The organism is Gorillibacterium massiliense (genome assembly GCF_000455485.1).
GTDB classification, from domain to species: Bacteria; Bacillota; Bacilli; order Paenibacillales; family NBRC-103111; genus Gorillibacterium; species Gorillibacterium massiliense.
In genome coordinates, this window is the sequence record NZ_CBQR020000101.1 from 23,162 (window position 1) to 41,608 (window position 18,447).

Sequence of the window (18,447 nt, forward strand, 5' to 3'; positions counted from 1 at the left end):
CCTCCTTAGCCCAACACGGTCAGTGGTGCATCCACCGTACTAGTGGAGCTGCTGCCAACACGGATAACGAAATCGCCCGGCTCCACCACCGACACGTAATTGTGACCGATGAACTGCAAGTGCTCCGTCCCGACGGTGAAGGTCACCGTGCGCATTTCGCCTGGCTCCAACTTTACTTTACAGAAGCCTTTCAATTGGCGCTCAGGACGGGTGACGGAACTACTGACGTCAGTGATGTACAGCTGCACCACTTCCGCGCCTTCTGTCGCACCGGTATTTTTGACGTCTACCGTCACCGTCGCCTGTCCGTCAACCCAAATGGTCGTCGGCTCCACTTTCAGGTTGGAGTAAGCGAATGTCGTGTAACTGAGGCCATAGCCGAACGGATACTGTGGCTTGGAGTCGGCCTCCAGGTACCGTTTACCACGCGAACGCTTGCCGAGGTAATGGACGGGCAACTGCCCGACCGTCTTCGGCACGGATACCGTCAGCTTGCCGGACGGGTTGACGTCGCCGAACAGCACGTCAACGATGGCATGCCCGCCCTCCTGGCCGGGATACCATGCCTCTAGCAACGCGTCCGCATTCTCGTCAATCCACGGCTCTGCTACAGGGCGGCCGTTGATGTAAACGACAATCAGCGGTTTGCCCAGCTTCGCCAACTCCTGCGCCAGTTCCAACTGCACGCCCGACAGACTCAGCGATAGCCGGTCGATGCCTTCGCCGCAATCCATATCGCTGCAAGAGCTATCCGTCACCTTCGAGGCGCCGGTCTTCAGGTCAATGCTGCCTTCGCCAAAATCGCGCGCGCTCGAGCCGCCCAGCACCAGTAAAACAGTGTCCGCTTTGGCGGCCACTTCCAGCGCCAGCGGGAAACCTTCGCGTGAGTCGTCCTTGATCCGGCAGCCTGGCGCATACAGCACCCGCCCCGACTCCGCGCCGAGTTTCGCGCGTACGCCATCCAGTACCGTCACCACGTTTGCGCGCGGCTGCGGCGAGGTGTAATCACCGAGCTGATTATAGTGCGCGTCCGCATTCGGGCCGATCACGGCAACAGTACCGCAGCTTTCGGTGTTCAGTGGCAGCGCGCTGTCGTTCTTCAGCAGCACGATGCCTTCCCCGGCGATGCGCCGTGCCAACTCGCGGTGCTTTTCCGAGCCGATGACAGCTTCCGCGCGGTTTGGGTCAACATAAGGCCGCTCGAACAGGCCTAACCGGAATTTTAGCATCAGCAAGCGGCGCACAGCCTGGTCCAGCTGCGCTTCGCTCAAGCGTCCCGAGCGGACGGCATTCACCAGATGCTTACCGAACATTACGCCGGACATTTCCATATCTACGCCAGCGGCCAGCGCCTGAGCCACCGCTTCTTCGCCATCTACAGCCGTGTCATGCCCCATGGCGAGTATGTCAATAGCGCCGCAATCCGTAATGACCATGCCGTTGAAGCCCCATTTGCCGCGTAGAATATCCTCCAGCAGCTCACGGTTTGAGGTGCACGGCACGCCGTCGATCTCGTTGTACGCCGTCATTATCGAGGCAGCGCCCGCCTCCACCGCCTTGCGGAATGGGTACAGGTCCACTTCCAGCAGCTCGCGCCAGCCCATATGCACAGGACCCGCGTTGCGTCCGCCTTCCGAAGCGCCGTAAGCGACGAAATGCTTCAGTGTAGCCGCAACACTGTCCGGGTGGTCTAAGCCTTTGCCCTGTAAGCCTCGAACCGATGCTTCGGCAAACGCTCCGATCAGGTACGGATCTTCGCCGAAGCACTCTTCCGTTCTTCCCCAGCGAGGGTCGCGCACGACGTCCAATACGGGCGAATAAGTGACCGCGCCACCCTGGGCACGCGTTTCCAACGCCACAGCCCGGCACATTTCGCTGTACAAGTCCGTATTCCACGTGCTGCCAAGCGAGAGCGGCACCGGAAAAACGGTGGCGCCAATCGCCATGTGACCGTGCGAGCATTCCTCGCCGATCAGCAGCGGAATGCCGAGACGTGATTCTTCGATAGCGTAACGCTGTATTTCATTTACGGCTTCCGCGCCTTCCCGTGAAGACAGGCCTGTATCCAGCGTAACGCCTGTCCACGGATCGGCGCGCAGCGTGCCATATAACGAGCCGATGCCTCCCCGCCGTATTTGCTCCTTGAAGGACTCAGTCAGATCGGCCTTGCCGTCTTTATTCTCGTAAGATTGCCAACCGAAAAGCTGTACGAGCTGGCCAACCTTCTCATCTAGCGTCATTAACCCCAGCAGATGCTCTGTCCGTTCATGAACGGATTTCGTCGGGTCTTTGTAGCTCAAGGCGTATTTCCTCCGCTTCCATAAACTAAAAAGCCTATATGATAATGATTCAAAATGGTGGCCACTTTTGTATGTCTCAGCAAATGCATCTTAGCTTGCGCTTTATCCTTTTACGCTGCCAAGCACCAAGCCTTTAACAAAGTATCGCTGCAGAAACGGATAGACTAACAGAATCGGCAATGCCGTTAAAAAGATTTGTGCAGCCCTACCCGTACGATCCGAAACAAACTTCAATGTATCAGGATCTTGCATTTGCAGGTTTTTAAGTGAGTTTGCATCAATCGTCACTGCTTGCAAGTACGTAGCAAGTGGGTAGTTTCCAGGATTCTTGATGAACATCAAGCCATCAAACCACGAATTCCAATGAAATACCATCGTGAGTAACAATACGGTTGCCAATGAAGGCATTGAAATGGGTACGAAGATCCGCCACAAGACAGTCATATGATTCGCACCGTCAATATGGGCCGATTCCTCTAATTCCTTTGGCAATCCCCTGAAAAAGTTGAGAATTAAAATGATATTGAACACATTAACGGCACTTGGCAACACTAACGCCCAGAGTGTATCAATAATTCCGGTCTGTCGCACAGATAAGTACCAAGGGATCAATCCACCGCTAAATAGAATAGTGATGACAAACAGCCAGGAATAAATCGTTCGCCAAGGAAAACGATCGTTCTCTTTAGATAGTGGATAGGCAGTCAAAACGCAAAGAACCATGCTGATCAATGTACCGAGTAAGAGCCGTTCGATAGATACGAAAAATGAATTCATGAACGTACCATGCTTCATCACAACCGAATAGGACTCCATATTCCAATCAATTGGCCAAAAAGTCACTTTGCCTGCACTAACTGCCCCAGCCGAACTGAATGAGACCGCAAGAACATTCAACATCGGAAGTAAACAAACAATGGAAAGGGCAATGAGAAACGTATAATTGAAAAACGTAAATATTTTTCGGGATAAGGATCGGTTTCGCATATTGAAGATCCTTTCTATTTAGAAGATTCTATAGTTAGCTAGGCGGTATGCCAAAAAGTATGACGTTGAAATTAATACAAACGATATCGCCGACTTAAAGAGCCCTAATGCCGTTGAAATGCTGTATTGTGCATTCACAACACCAATCCGATAGATAAACGTATCCATGACGTCACCAGAGTCGTAAGTGGCAGAACTATAAAGGTTAAAGATTTGATCAAACCCTGCATTCAATACATTGCCTAGACTCAAGGTAGCCAGCAAAATAATAATCGGAGCAATTCCAGGCAATGTAACGTGAAGCGTTTGCTTCCATCTAGAGGCCCCATCAATGAGTGCAGCTTCATAAAGAGCCGGATTTATTGCCGTCAACGCAGCCAAATAGACAATTGTATTAAAACCGAATTCCTTCCATACATCCGTGCCTACTAGCACGAAGGGAAACCAATGATTATCCCCGAGAAAGAACACGGGATCAATTCCAAAAAATGATAAAGCTTGGTTTACTATGCCGGACGATGGCGATAGCACATCTTTCAAAATCCCAGCGAGAATAACCCATGACAAGAAGTGAGGCAGGTAGATGAGTGTTTGAATACCCCGTTTGACTAGATTGCTCATGACTTCATTAAGGAGCAAAGCAATGACTAGTGGCACCGTCAGATTTCCGATGATTTTCATAATGGCAATAATCAATGTGTTCCTTATTACGACCGGGAATTCAGGCATCTTAAAAATGTATTCAAAGTTAGCAAAGCCAACCCACTCTGATTTAAACATGCCTTTAAAGGCAGAGAATTTCTCAAATGCAATAACAGCGCCAAACATTGGATAGTAGCTATAAACCAGAACCAGAACAACGGCAGGAAGCAGCATCAAATGCAATAACGAGTGCTCTTTAAAACTCTTTTAGTAAGCGCATACCCATTGTCCACCCCATTTTCATTTCCGAATAAGAGAGAGGGGGATTTTTTCCCCCTCCCGCCTTTTAGCTCAATTTTTTAGTGCCCGGCTTTCCATTCGTTCACTTCTTTCGTGATTGCTTCTCCACCCAGCTTATTCCAATCGCTCACGAATTTATCAAAGTCATCTCCGGTGCCTTTACCCATAATGATCTTCGTAAACGTTTCTTGTTCAAGTTTATCGAGCGACGCTTTCAATGTGATCATAGTTGGAGTAGGCGCTCCGTAGAACTCCGAGTACAACTGAGTAGATAGGTTATCTTTCTTAATAATTTCGAATGCATCGAATTGCCGTTTGTTACCGAAACCTTTAACAATATCGCCGTCATTAAAGGCCTTGATCGTGTCGAATGCACCCATCTGTTCCGAATTCAATTTTGACGTATCCCCAGTTGAAAATGCATTGTTGACAGCGTCGAGGTTATCCGGAATGTCTTTCGTCATCGGCCAGGATTGTACAAGCGGATATTTTGAGTAGGTAATCGATGGGGTTACGTTTTTGTTTTCGCCAAACTTCGCACTATCCGATGTTTCGCCCCACATTTTTTCTTGGAATTCGTTCAGCAATTTCACAATGGCTTCTGGATGCTCAAATCCCTTTTTTACAACCGTGAACTGCGCAACAGAAGGATTCACCATCTGAACAACCGGCTGTGCACCATACGCGGAGACGAGCGAATATGGCTTAAGGTTTACAAGATCTTTGTTACTGGTAATGTTTACCGGCCAGTAGCTATTCCAGTTCGCGCCATACCACATGCCCAATTTGTTATTCGCGATATCCTCGCCGATTTTTCCGCCGTCTTTGACAATCCACTCTTTATCGATCAATCCTTTTTTGTACATGTCTTGTAGCTTAAGCAGTGCATCTTTAACGCCTGGCTGGATCCCTCCATAAACCACTTTCCCGGATTCATCTTTGACCCACATGCCAGGATGTACATTGTAAGCGGAGAAGAATCCACCAAGATCAGCCGCATCACCAGGAGTCAGAGAGGGGCCTGTTGCCAAACCAAGGCCCTGAGTATCTTTCTTACCATTGCCGTCTGGATCCTTATTGACAAATGCATCTGCGATTGCAACCAAATCATCAATCGATTTAGGCTCAGGCAATCCTACTTTTTTGAGCCAATCAGCTCTCAACCAGAGCACGTCATTTGCAGTAATCGTACCCGCCAAATTGGGGATCGCGACAAGCTTACCATCGAACGTAGCAGAACTAAGCCCGATACCACCATCCGTGCTCATTAACTTTTTCGTTAATGGAGAAGCAAACTTATTAAACACTTCTGTTAAGTCTGCAAGCTGGCCAGCCTCAGCCAGTTGCTGAAGTTGAGTAGCATCTACTTGAAACATGTCCGGCAATTTGTCGCCAGAACCAATCATAACGTTCAGTTTGTTCGTGTAGTCTTCTAACTTAGCAGCCGTCCAATCGAATTTAAAGTTAATACCAAGCGTTTCGGTAAAGTGCCTTGTCCATACGTTATTATTAAGATCATCCCCTGAATCATATACCCAGGTCGACTCAGCGAGTTGAGCAGCTGTAATGGTAATCGGAGGATCATATTTTGCGTTCAAGTCATTGGCGGAAACACCTGCTGATGCGGAAGCGCTTACAGACGGAGACTCAGAACCGGATGCGCTAGTAGATGGCGATGCATTTCCGTTGTTGTTACCGGAACAAGCAGAAAACATAGTTGCTAAGGCTGTAACAGAGATAAGGCTCAGAATACGAATTTTATTTTTGTGCCTAATCATTTCTATTCCCCCCAGTTAGTTTAAAAGAAGACTGCTCTTCTTTGATTCTGACTATATCACAGCTATTTTTACGCCCTCTACTGAACGATTTGCACTTTCACTGTCTTATTTGAAGTTTAGGTAAGTCGCGGTATTCGCTTGGTGTCAAACCCACTGACTTCTTAAAAAAACGATAAAAATAGCCTTCAGACACAAAGCCTACGGCTTTCGAAACTTCTTGAATTTTAAGATCCGTTTCTCGAAGCAGTTGTTTTGCTTTATCCATCCGGACATCTGTTATATATTCGAGCAATCCCTCTTTGGTAATTTGTTTATACATACGTGAGAGATAATACGGGTGATGTCCAAAAACGGCACCCAGTTTTGTCATGGAAAGGTCATCATCCAGATGATTAGTAACATAGGTTTGAATCTTTTCAACGATATCGTTTTCCTGATCAACCCGTTTGGACATTCGAAGTAAGAATAAGGCTTCTGCTAAATGATTAAAGAAATCAACATACTCTTTCCACTCCCGTCCTGTGTCCACTCGATACAGTAAGTCTAGATTAATTTGCTTGCCAACTTCTTGATGCAATTGCCACTTATTAATCGCGGATAAGAATACCCCCCCAAGCGATAAAACAATTTCCAGCTTCAGTTCGAATTCGCTATTCTTCGCAGGGAGTAATAGAGCATTAGTCAATAGTTCAAAGAAGTCCGTTTTATCTCCGACCTCCAAATAGTTCTGTAATTTTTGAATCATATATGAAATGGATTGAGCGATGTTTTCCGTTTTATTTTCCTCGGAATCTCTCCTATCCGGATTATGCAGTAAAATGGCTTCTTCGGACGTGCCAAGTCCCATATTCAGCAATAACTTTAATGCTTCGAATTGCTCTTGAAGGTGATTCCATCCCAAGAACGAACTACCAATCGCAAAAGACATTTTCATGTTTAACAAATCACGACACGTGGATTGAATGTCTTGTATCGAATGCTGTACAAAAAGCAAGCATCGCTTTTGAATTTCAGTATGCTCCAATTCACTTGGCATAGGTTTGGGTTGAATGATCCATACAATTCGAGAAGCTTCATACACAAAAGAGTAGTGTTGCAAAAAAGGAGTAAGATACTCATCCGCAATATTTTGGATAGAATATGTCAATAACGCTCGATCTGAAGGGGTAGATATCCCTCTCCAGTTGTCGATACGGCCTATCACTAGCAACGATTTTTCCTTATCGCTTAAAGAAAATTGAAGTTGTGTAATTTGCTTCGAAAGATGCTGATCTGAAGATGGATCGCCTAATAAAATACCCTGCATGAACTCTTTTCTCATCAACGGCAGAGATGCCATTAGTTGTTGTCTCGACTCAGCGAACAGCTTTTCAAAATCGGCAGTTTCGCGTTGTACTTTCAAAGCATTATTTACAGCTTCTGCAATCACTTCATAACCTTCCGTTTTTAAAATATAGTTGCTTGCTCCATTTCGAATCGCTTTCTGTACGAATTCAAATTGATCATATCCTGATAAGAAAACAAGCTTACACCTTGGCCACCTTCTTACAACCTCATCTTGTAATTCCAGTCCGCTCATTCCAGGCATTTTTATGTCAGAAAGCACAACATCAAATTTACCTCTTTCAAGAAGCTCAATCGCTTCCTTACCTGAATAGGCTCCGTACACTTCCAATCCTTCGATCTTTAAATCAATAAAATATCCAACCAGCCCATCTACAATGACTTTCTCATTATCAACAATCAATAAGTTAGCCAAGATGTCTCTCCTCCATATTCAAAGGAATTCTAAAAGTCGCCTTCAAGCCGCCTAACTGACCCACTCCAAGCTTAAGCCCAAACATTTTTCCGTATCTGAGCTGCAATCTTCTATGCACATTAATAATTCCCGTCGTCTCTTCTGATTGATCCCCTTGATCTAATCTCTTATTAAGATGATTTAGCTTGTCTTCTGTAAGTTGATTACCGTTATCCTCAACGCTAACTTCAAGCACATTCCCCACATCCAAAACTTCTATCCGAAGAATCCCCTTGCCGTCCAGTTCTTCTAGTCCGTGTAAATATGCATTTTCAACTAAGGGTTGTAGAATTAATCGTGGAATTCTGATCGTTCTGAATGACTCAGGAATATCGTCAAAGTGGATTTGAATATCGGGAAATCGGACTGACTGTATCCCCGCATAGGCTTGGGCATGCTTAAATTCTTTTTCTATTTCAACCTCATCCTCGCCATTTCGAGATATATGACGGAAATAATTGCCCATATGGATAACTAATCTCTCCGCGCTGTTAAGATTCTCCTGTTTAATTAATGAAAGCAACACAAACAAGCTGTTGTACAAAAAATGGGGATTAATTTGGGATTGCAGCTGCTTGAGTTCTGATCGTTGCGATCTTGATTGTTGTTCAGATACTTCCCCAATAAGTTTATTAATCTGAGAAACCATTGTATTAAATTGAAGATACACATCTTGGAATTCATCGTTGTGTTTATGGTGTAACTTTATGCTTAAATTTCCTTTGCCCACTTGATACAAGGAATTAACCAACCGCCTCATTGGCTTATGAATAACAAGAAAAATGCCATAGGAAAAAATAAAAACAAAGATTAATGATGCGAACACGAAGAGTCCGTACCAGGTTTGATATTGATTAAGTACTCCCATCGCTTCCGCTTCGGGAACATAATGTACGAGGGTCAGCCCAAGCGACTCCGAACGTTCGTAATAAAGCAAATACATCTTTTTACCTATCTCAATTCGTTTGTTTCCGTAAAGCATCCCTTCATCGGCCTGCTTAACTAAAAAAGACCGGATTTCCGAGTCAATGTACTCTTGCTCTTTATCACTCACATGCCAATGTTTAGACTCGTTTAGTAGCAAAGATCCTGAATTTTGTTTGTTTGACATTTGAGCAAGCGATTCACGGAGAAGGGGTATGGATAATTCCACTTCCATCGTAAATAACATTTCATTGCCTAACGAAGGATATACCATACCTAAAACCATTCTATTATCGATAAAAGTAAACGGAGAAATAGATGTTCCCTCAGCATGTCGAATTGCATTCGTTTCATCGCTTGGAATTGTTTCGCTAATCGTAGTCGTCCAAATTGTTCTTCCAAGTCTAGGAAAATATATTTTAATATCTTTAATATAAGGACTTGAACTTTTTAAAATGGAGAGTTTGTTCTCTATACGGAGTATTGTTATTCCCCTCTCATAATCATCCATTGATTCAGGAATAACTCCAAGCTTACGAAAATCATCATCGCTGCTGATATATTCTCTTTCTAATCTAACAATTCGGTTGATTTCCGTTTCAAGTGAACTTAAATAGAAGTGAACATTTGAAGCACTTGACTGCAATATTTCTTGACGAACCGTCTTTACGCCATATTGATTCATCAAGAAGTTCAAAATATCCATTGGAACAATAATGACAAGCATAGCAATTATTATTTTCGGGAAAATCGTAAGCCTATGTCCAAAAAGCTTTAAAACAAGTCGGGATAAATATCTCATATCCAAATCTCCTGTTCGCTTCTGCTTAGTATGGTAATCCATTCATAACGCAAGATTAACACTTGAATTATTGGAACTGGAGTGGACTAATTATATTTTTTATGACTTTTTTAACCATTTAAAAATAACGGGGTTGACCCCAAAAAAGGGCAACCCCGGAAAGCTAAAAACTATCGTTTCATGTTTTTTATTGCCGTACATTTAATATTTGGTATGGATATCAACATGGACAACCCTTATAGATTTTTCAAAAGTTGTTTAATCAATCGCACCAAATCGGCATCTATTGAATGAGCAATAGACATGCCTATGCGTACTCCACGCCCCATATGGACTTCGGTTACTTTTGTCCGCTCGACGAAATCCGCAATATTATCTGCGGTTAATCCAGCAGCTGCGATTAATTTTATGGGAGTATTCTGGATCCTCATTTGCATTCTTGCTATTACATCATTTGCCTCAAATGCGTTCGACGCTCCACCAGAAGTTAGCAGCCTGTTAATTTGCGGAAAATCAAGCAAATCATCTAAAGCTTCTTCTAAGTTTCGTGTATAATCAAAAGCCCGATGAAATGTGATATTTAGTCTAGATGCCGCTTCCATCATAGTACAAAGTGCTTGCTTATCTATTCGACTTTCATGCGTCAGTGCGCCAACGACCACACCCGCTGCTCCACACTTTTTCGCCCATAGTATGCTTCGTAACATTTCTTGCAGATCGGATTCACTAAAAACAAATGTACGGTTGTGCGGTCGAATCATTACTTGAATGGGAATATCGCTGATTTCGATTGCCGACTTGATGAAGTTATCTGACGGGGTTAATCCTCCCTCATTCAAGTTAGAGCATAACTCGATTCGATCAGCACCACCACGATTTGCCTGAACTACATCTTCCATTGATGTTGCAATTACTTCAAGCAGCGTTTTTTCCTCAACTCCTTTATCTCCATTCTTGTAAATGTCACACATAAAGTTATGGCCCCTCTATTCCATTCAAGTTTCACGTTACTTTCCAATTCGAAAAACATGTGCGATCGGTGTATCTCCTTGACATTCATTTTCTGGAAGCCAAACCGTAACACCATTTGCTATTTTTTCGTACTTAATGGCCATGCGTAAGTATCAACGCATCTTCCTTCGTAAGCTTCAACAGTGAATCGTCTTCGGCATACCCCGCTCTGATCCATTTTGATTTAATCATAGCAATGAACTGAACAACTCTAAATTACGATTTCCGTTCGAGCACGAATTGAATTTGGTCGATAAGTTGCCCTGATTTCCCCTTGTTCATCAACGGCGAATAAAACACACCTTTCACTTTCCAAGTGAAAGGAATACTCCTTCTTCAGGATTTCATCCTTTATCTTAATCTCTGCATCTTCTGATGATTCTGATACAAATATATACAGAGCTCCCTGCTCAAATTGCAGCTTGCGCCCAAAAACTCCTGGTAATTCTTCATCGCACAGCCACTGCATTTCTCTCAAACATCCAGCTTCACTAACTGCATACTCATATAATGCCCGAACGGCTTCACCTCTTTCGCTTAACTCAAGGGGCAATGGACTCCAAAGCAGCCGCCCTTCGCCAAGCGAAACATCGATCACGCCGTTCGTTGAATTTGGAATGACTTCTTTGCTCAGTTCAGCGATCTTTCTTGCACCGTAAGAAACTTGATATTTCGTTCCGTTCAGTATCAACAGTTCTTCACGGCAAACATTCGCAATTGCACTTGACCCAATTAGACCTTTCATCCGCTCTCCGAAGAGCCAGTACTCATCAATATTGATCGGTCCTGTCCACAGCAATGTTGCTCCGGTTTCACGTACGATTGCAAGTAGTTCGTTGAGCGCAGTACTGCTAAAATTGTGCGGGCTCGGAACGATTATTATTTTCGCAGGGGTAATGCGCAATGAATCAAGATCATATTCAGATACACCACGAACCGGTACCTTAACTTCATACGCTAGAGTGCGAACCGACTTTGTCGTCGCTTCAAATGCAAGTTTGCGATTCGAAAAATCGTTTGAATAAGGAAAAACAATAGCAGCATCCTCAACCTTACGGCCAACTAACATATCACGAATGCTCATCATAAAGTGCCCAAAATCTCGGGAAACTTGCGATTCCGGCTTCTCTGTACCATCAGCCCGGAGTGCTCCTATATGGGATTCGTTCGCGTCATTCATGTAGAAGTTTGTATTCCAAACCCAATGAATGGCGCCAGCTCCGCCAGTCGCAAATGCGATAGCATATTTACGTTCCAAGATATTGCGAAGCTCCTCCTCACTTCGCTTCGCCTTACCATTAGGAGTTTCAACGTACATCATTCCTGTTTCTTGAGTAAGATTTGGTTTATCGGCAGTCTTTGAGAAAACTCCGTCCCAAACAAGATGATCATTAAACCACCATGAATGTACGGTCGTATAATCAACTTCATTCCCATACCAAAATGGCGAAGGACGTTGCGCGCCTAATGCCTCATCTTGGCCAACTGTAACGAGTTGATTCGGAGAATTTTCTTTAATTGCACCCACCATTTGCCTAGCCCATTCGTTATGCATGTCCATAGAAAATAGGACATAATCCAACCAACGTGTTCCCTTCTTAGGCTGTTGCATATCCTCGACATCAAAATTTATTTGGTCCGGACCAGGAATCTCTGCGGCTTCAAAACTTGGTAATTGTTCCTCCGTCATATTCCAAAGTTCCTGAAGTTTCTCAATCGTGTGGTGACGCTTTTTTAACCATTTTGAGAAAGCAGCTTGTTCGAATGGATCACGGCAAGAACGCGGTCCGTTGGAGAAAATATGTTCTGGAGCAAACATGGATGGCTCATTTATAAGATCCCAGTCCACATTCGTTGTTCCCTTGTGTCTTAAAACAATGGAACGAATGAACCGTTTTTGAGCTTCAATGCTGCGTGGATCTAAATAGGGATTGAGTCCTTCCCATGCTTCAGGGGTAAATGAAAAGAATGTGAACGTAACCTGCATCCGGTATTTACTCGCCGTTAATAGGAACGCATCAATGGAGCGGAGTACTTCCTCCGAAGCATGCCCATCTATTTGCATAACATTGCGATATGCTGTCCAAATGCCCGTACGTATCCAATTAATCCCTGAGCGCTGCATCTTCTGCATATCGCTATCCCACACTTGAGGATTAGGGAGAAATAAAAACTTACGCGCTACATCAGAAGCCATATAGGTCATACCGATTACCGGGAGAGGAAGGTCTTCTTGATAAAAATAATCCCGACCCGCAAATATCTTACTGTTACTCGCTAACAACTGGGAATCATAGCCCCAAAATCCTTGCCTAAGGACGCGAACTTCGCCACTTTCCGACTCGAGAACGCAAATAACTTTATAGAGACCTTCCTTCACTGTAATATCCACTGGTATTGTAAGATAGTCTTGTTCTAAACCAACTACTACTCCAGTTGTATACGTCCAATCGGCAACCTCTTCGCCATCGCGATACATTTCGATGGAAACTTTCCACTTCTCTTTTTTCTTCTCAATAACAGACCTGATTTTTTGCGTCTGAAGGGTTAACATCGGACGCTCCCCCGCAAAGTAAGAAGCATATCCCGGCTTTAGCCACATCTCCGTAACGCCATTACTACACCAGCGTGCCCATTTGCTAAGAGCAAGTTCCCCATATCCATCAAGAAACCGTTGATCGAGAGTTTGATTTATGAAAATCCATCGCCCCCCAGCAAAAGGGCCTGAGATATGTTCCCATAGCACAACTGGCGCAGAGACTTCCCGATTATCTTGAGTAATTCCCTTAACCAACGGATAGACTCTCGTATCCATTGACCCGCTCGAACCCGATTCATGGGGTAAATCACTGTTTTTGGTTACATGGGGAACGAGATTCCACGTATTTTCAATCGCAAATAGACTTTCATCAGACATAAACAAAGGGATATCCGGGTTTGAAACAAGCTGAATGACATCTGATGATCGAACACCTAGTGTCTCATGAATATGGAGGCTTTGATGATAGGCCGTTTGCTCAACCTCGACCTTCCACTTATCCTCATATCGTAATACCGGAATTTTAAAAGGGGCTCCACCGATACTAACTAATCCGCCTCCACGACGAAGAAATCCTACTATCCCGTTCCAAGCCTTTTTTGGAAAATACGGTGCATGCAGGTTCACAAAGACGCGCGTCTCCGCATGCTGCAACTCCTGTTCCAGCGTCTCTGCAGTAACAATACGGATATGCGCATTTGTCGCAAGCTTATTCACTGTGTGTTCAGCAACTTCCTGACGAATTGCGCCCGGAAAGCTAGCGTCAAAAAATACGACGATCGGCCTCATACTATGCCCTCCTCCATTGCTGAATAAATCAACTGAGAGAACAAGCTATTCGACCATACAAACCAGTCTCTGGTATACTCGCTCGGATCATCTACGTGGAAACCTTCGTGCATATATCCAGTATCTCCGTCCGTTGCTTCCAACCTGTCGATGATACCGCGCTTCTCTTCTACGTTCAGTGCAGTTAAGCCCTGCATGGACAATGCCATATGCCATACATAATTGGGAGGTGTATGTGGACTCCCGATGCCTTTAGCGTATTTGCCTTCGTAATAATAAGGGTTAGCTTTACTTAAAGCGAACCGCCTTGTATTCAAATAAATGGGATCATCAGCCTTCACATAACCAATATACGGGATTGAAAGCAAGCCTGGCGTACCTGCATCATCCATCAGGCAATAGTTTCCAAAGCCATCCGTTTCATAAGCATAGATTGTCCCGAATTCGGGATGGCGATAGAGTCCATACAGCTCAATACCGTGCCTTACTTCTAGTTCTAGTTGTTTTAAATTCTGCACAAGACTTTTATCGCGATAAACCCATTCTGCTATCTCACTCATTTGAAGAAGAGATACTGCTGCAAACATATTAGCCGGAACATTGTAGTGAAACTCGCAGGCATCATCACTCGAACGAAAACCAGACCAGATCATCCCTGTGTAATTAACGGGCATCCCCAAGCCGTTATTCAATAGTGTATCCGTTAAATATCCACTATTTCTTGTAAACCGATAAGGGGATAATTCTGTGTGTCGCTGCTCAGTACGCCACAATTTCTCAACCGTATGCAGCATCTCTTTAAACTCCGTATTGAAAATATCGTAGAGCCCCGTCGTTTTCCAATATGCGTATGCTAATCTGATGGTGAAGCAAATCGAATCTAATTCAAATTTACGTTCCCAAACCCATGGCCCCATTTCAGTCTCATCGTCGGCATTCCAGTGCCAATCATTTGGAGCTTCGTTAAATGCATTCGCATATGGATCAATGAGAATACAAGAAACATGCCGCTTAATCAGCCCTGCAATGATTCGCTGCAACTCTGGATCATGCTTAGCTAAAGGCATATAATGAATGACTTGTTCGACTGAATCTCTAAGCCACATCGCTGGTATATCACCAGTTAAAATAAATGTTGTTCCATCGTTCATCACTTTTGTTGCCGTCTCAAGTGTATTCGGAAAACAATTTTTAAATTGCCTCAATAATTTGGGCCGATGTGCCAACTTCGTTTCCGCACGATAAAGGGTATCTCTAACTGATTCTGAAAGCTCAATTGGAATAAGAGGTATTCGTGGCAACTTGAACTGTTCCATGACGCTTGCTCCCCCCGCATTCATAAGATGTACATAACATAACAAAACACTACCAATTGATAGTGTTTTGTTGTAGTGCGATTTTTGTATTTTACATGACTCAATTAGAGTAAATTAACATCTATTAATGATTAAATCTTGTTGAATTACTGGAAGTGTATGACTTGGTTTGCAACCGACTAGCAAATGATTCATTGGATCTTGTATCTAACGTTGTCCAAGTGGTCCCATCGTTTGAACCTTCGAGGGACCAATTTTTCGATCCCGAGTTGCATCATCAATTTGCTGATGTAATTGTGTACGCCACCGAACTTCCTGTTCCTCCACCTGCACTTCCACGAACGTATACAGGAGTTGAAAGATTTCCTGCGTAATCCTCCATAACAACATATACTTTGGTCGCCGTCGAGGTAAAACTTAAACTAGCCTTCGTCGAACGGCCGCGGATGATTCTCGGTTTATTACCACTGCTGTACGTTGTCGCGAATGATTTAGCTGTTCCACCTTCATAAACATACATGTAACGCCAGTCTCTCGTATTTGGCATTGGCAAACTCAACGTATTGCCGCTCCACGACCAGGCCTCTGCATAAGGGGCAACTGTGGTATCAATGAAATTGCCACTAATCGAAACTGGCAGGCCGCTTCCTTTGGTAATCGTTACGAGGTAGTCGTCTCCGTTTGTTGGCATGCCTGTAAATGATGCGGAGGTTGCACCTGCAGCAACTATCGTCTGCGTACTCACTGGAGATGGCGTTGTAATCCAATTCAAAGATTTAATAGCCACAGTTGTTGTGTCCGTACTGCCAGTCGGATTTGTCCAACTTACATTCACTTGCCCACTAGCATCAGAGGTAACATTTATACCGCTAACGCCAGTGCTCAAATCGAATGCGAGCGTCGCTGGCGAACCTTCTAGACCGTTCGCTCCCACAGGAACAACCTTAATTGTTCCAGCTCTGGCCAGGAGTTTTTTAATGTAGAAATTATCATCATATTTTCCGCCAATGAACACATCGTTTACATAGACATTGTATTGCTTGACTTGACTGTAGTTTGTGCTCATATTCCACTTTACATTTAATTCATCCGAGTTAGTAAACGCCTCGGTTATCGCAAGTCCCGTTGGTGCTGTTGGTGCAACGGCGGAGCCGTCATAGACACGTAATTGCCCAATATTCATCTGGTAGTTGCTGATCGTACCGGAACCGTTATTAAATACCAAACCAAATGCAGCAATCGTTTTGCCGGCGTATGCACTTAAGTCTAACTCCTGAGTTATCCAATTCGTAGACTTGACGCCAGAGTTCGGTACTGCAACTTTGACAACAGTGCTTGGGTTATCGGCGAAAACAAGGCCAATCGACATGGTAGATGCATCGGTAGCAGAAGGCTTTTGATACGAAATTGACAGTTTGGAGTTGGCATTAACGTTTAGATTAGACTTATAGAGGCGAAGGAAGTTTTCAGCGTTCAAATTGCCATTTACAACAAGTGAACTGCCCCCATTATAGCCACCGATCTGTTGATAACTATAGCGACTAGTCGAAGCAATATTGTATTCGCTGCCATAGTCGAAATCAACCACGAGTCGGTTACCCGTCGTGTCTTGCCACCATTGCCACGTTGGCGAAATATCTTGAAGACTCATATTGGACCATTCATCGCTATTAGATACAGTACCATTTACATAGTAGTTCAGACCATGACCGGTATTAAAATTAGTATAGAAGTTTGTACCGCCAATAACCGAACGCTCAGCAATTACAGAAGCAATTCCTTTCCAATAGCGGTTATCCGCATAAACATCGGATGCTGTATTCGTTGTCGAGACAGTCGTGTTTTTCGGATTAATGTTAGGACCCGACCACCATAGTTGATCTCGAACGTTTGTCATCCATTGGTATGCATTATCCACACGGTGGTTACTCGGATAACTCAATCCCATATCTTCATCAAGTCCAGCATGTACAAAGTCTGCACCGAGTGTCACGAGGCTGATATTTAACAAATTACTGGTCGATTTATTGCTTAATTGCGTTCCATTAACCGAAGTAAATCGATCGCGACCAGCTTCAATGCCTGCAAATCCTTGTTTAAAGATGTTATAGCTTGTGCCATACGTGCTGTTCATCGTGTTCAAATAACTGATTGCGCTAGTAATCAACGAATTAGTCATCCCATAGTCAAAGAAGAAAGAGTCAGACAGTTGACCGAGCGAACTATCGTGTAGCATGGAGGCATTTGTGGAGTTAAACGTCCTTGCAAAAGCATTTGCGCCGGTAGTGGTATTCAAGGAGTCGTCCCAAAATACATACAACCCTGCACTCTTAAGCGTTTTCAAAAACCCTTTGTAAGCAGGAATGTCCGTAGTTGCAACGTTGGGTGACAGTTCTTCCTGGTTGAAAAAATAGCCATCATAACCAAAGTATTGCGCCATTTCAACCAACTTCTGAGCGACTGGATAATTTCCACTCGCGTCTTTAACGATCATCTGCTTATACGTCTGCTGTCCGCGATCGTTATCCGAGAAGAAGATTCCCGCCAGAGACTTCACACCATTCTTGTGCGCTGCATCCGTATACGCAGGGTTCGGAATGTTTAAAATACCAAACTCAAACCACTTTTGCGTATAATCCTGCTGTGCCGTCGCATCGTAATACGACGGAGGTGTGTAGGCAGTCGCAGTTCCATGCCAGAACGTGTAATAATCTAGATACTGCCAGAAATTGAAATGATATTGCGCAAACTTGTTTGTATACGCTGCATTCTCTATGAATGCGTTTCCATAATCCCCCGCAACCGTGTTCATTTGAATGTTAGGGTTAATGCTTGGGTTTGCTTGCGTTGCAGTAAAAGCAGCATTCCTCGATTGCAAAGGAACTTTAGAGCGCAGACTCGCTGCGTCAGGGTCGGTTGAAGGACTCCAATTCAGAATTTGCCCACTTGTGTACCCATGAATGTTTGGTTGATTAACACCAGGTGCACTGTTACCAGTAAATGGCCATGTGTCACCTGCACTTACCGTGCCGGCTACTAGGAGTGATAGAATCAATAATGCTGGCATGGATGTAAGCTTCTTGATACTCATCAAAATTCCTCCTCGAATTAATTAAACTGCTCGGTGAAAATATAGCATAGTCTAAATCACCACTCCTAGTGAACAAATTATACTTAAACTATCCAATTTACAGTTTGTTCTATAAAATTTGCCTACCAACAAAAATCAGATTGCTACAAGCAATCTGACTAAACCATTTT

The 18,447-nt window shown here is 44.2% G+C and carries 10 protein-coding genes; all 10 read right to left on the minus strand.

The annotated features are described in order from the left end of the window. Nucleotides 1–5: 5 nt before the first annotated feature. The 10 genes from TJ79_RS12630 to TJ79_RS12675 all read right to left on the minus strand — a co-directional run bounded on the left by TJ79_RS12630 (nucleotide 6) and on the right by TJ79_RS12675 (nucleotide 18,277). Nucleotides 6–2,300, minus strand: coding sequence for a glycoside hydrolase family 3 N-terminal domain-containing protein (locus TJ79_RS12630; RefSeq protein WP_040950681.1), 2,295 nt, complete (start codon nucleotides 2,298–2,300; stop codon nucleotides 6–8). A gap of 102 nt (nucleotides 2,301–2,402) precedes the next feature. Beyond that, nucleotides 2,403–3,287, minus strand: a complete 885-nt coding sequence (locus tag TJ79_RS12635) for a carbohydrate ABC transporter permease (protein ID WP_040950682.1) — start codon at nucleotides 3,285–3,287, stop codon at nucleotides 2,403–2,405. An 18-nt stretch (nucleotides 3,288–3,305) separates the two neighbouring features. After that, nucleotides 3,306–4,163 (minus strand): ABC transporter permease, encoded by an 858-nt coding sequence (locus TJ79_RS12640; protein WP_052339566.1) that lies wholly within the window; start codon nucleotides 4,161–4,163, stop codon nucleotides 3,306–3,308. Nucleotides 4,164–4,288: 125 nt separating this feature from the next. After that, a complete protein-coding gene (locus TJ79_RS12645; protein ID WP_040950684.1) occupies nucleotides 4,289–6,007 on the minus strand; it encodes an extracellular solute-binding protein in 1,719 nt (572 codons plus the stop codon). 97 nt (nucleotides 6,008–6,104) lie between these two features. Further along, nucleotides 6,105–7,766 (minus strand): response regulator, encoded by a 1,662-nt coding sequence (locus TJ79_RS12650; protein ID WP_040950685.1) that lies wholly within the window; start codon nucleotides 7,764–7,766, stop codon nucleotides 6,105–6,107. Beyond that, the gene (locus TJ79_RS12655) at nucleotides 7,759–9,531 is read right to left on the minus strand and encodes a sensor histidine kinase (RefSeq protein WP_040950686.1); all 1,773 of its coding nucleotides are present in this window, start codon (nucleotides 9,529–9,531) and stop codon (nucleotides 7,759–7,761) included. Before TJ79_RS12655 ends, TJ79_RS12650 begins: the two co-directional genes overlap by 8 nt. A 236-nt stretch (nucleotides 9,532–9,767) precedes the next feature. Next, nucleotides 9,768–10,502: a copper homeostasis protein CutC gene (locus TJ79_RS12660; protein ID WP_052339547.1), complete on the minus strand. Its 735-nt coding sequence runs from the start codon at nucleotides 10,500–10,502 to the stop codon at nucleotides 9,768–9,770. 251 nt (nucleotides 10,503–10,753) lie between these two features. After that, nucleotides 10,754–13,870, minus strand: a complete 3,117-nt coding sequence (locus tag TJ79_RS12665; RefSeq protein WP_040950687.1) for a beta-galactosidase — start codon at nucleotides 13,868–13,870, stop codon at nucleotides 10,754–10,756. Further along, nucleotides 13,867–15,186, minus strand: coding sequence for a glycoside hydrolase family 125 protein (locus TJ79_RS12670; protein ID WP_040950688.1), 1,320 nt, complete (start codon nucleotides 15,184–15,186; stop codon nucleotides 13,867–13,869). Before TJ79_RS12670 ends, TJ79_RS12665 begins: the two co-directional genes overlap by 4 nt. Nucleotides 15,187–15,463: 277 nt before the next feature. After that, on the minus strand, nucleotides 15,464–18,277 hold the full coding sequence (locus tag TJ79_RS12675) for an endo-beta-N-acetylglucosaminidase (RefSeq protein WP_052339548.1): 2,814 nt from the start codon (nucleotides 18,275–18,277) through the stop codon (nucleotides 15,464–15,466). Between the last annotated feature and the right edge of the window lie 170 nt (nucleotides 18,278–18,447).

Excerpts from the sequence above, each read along its gene's own strand:
- TJ79_RS12645 (WP_040950684.1), bottom strand. The coding sequence starts at position 6,007 with ATGATTAGGCACAAAAATAAAATTCGTATTCTGAGCCTTATCTCTGTT.
- TJ79_RS12670 (WP_040950688.1), bottom strand. The coding sequence starts at position 15,186 with ATGGAACAGTTCAAGTTGCCACGAATACCTCTTATTCCAATTGAGCTT.
- TJ79_RS12640 (WP_052339566.1), bottom strand. The coding sequence starts at position 4,163 with ATGCTGCTTCCTGCCGTTGTTCTGGTTCTGGTTTATAGCTACTATCCA.
- TJ79_RS12635 (WP_040950682.1), bottom strand. The coding sequence starts at position 3,287 with ATGCGAAACCGATCCTTATCCCGAAAAATATTTACGTTTTTCAATTAT.
- TJ79_RS12655 (WP_040950686.1), bottom strand. The coding sequence starts at position 9,531 with ATGAGATATTTATCCCGACTTGTTTTAAAGCTTTTTGGACATAGGCTT.
- TJ79_RS12660 (WP_052339547.1), bottom strand. The coding sequence starts at position 10,502 with ATGTGTGACATTTACAAGAATGGAGATAAAGGAGTTGAGGAAAAAACG.
- TJ79_RS12665 (WP_040950687.1), bottom strand. The coding sequence starts at position 13,870 with ATGAGGCCGATCGTCGTATTTTTTGACGCTAGCTTTCCGGGCGCAATT.
- TJ79_RS12675 (WP_052339548.1), bottom strand. The coding sequence starts at position 18,277 with ATGAGTATCAAGAAGCTTACATCCATGCCAGCATTATTGATTCTATCA.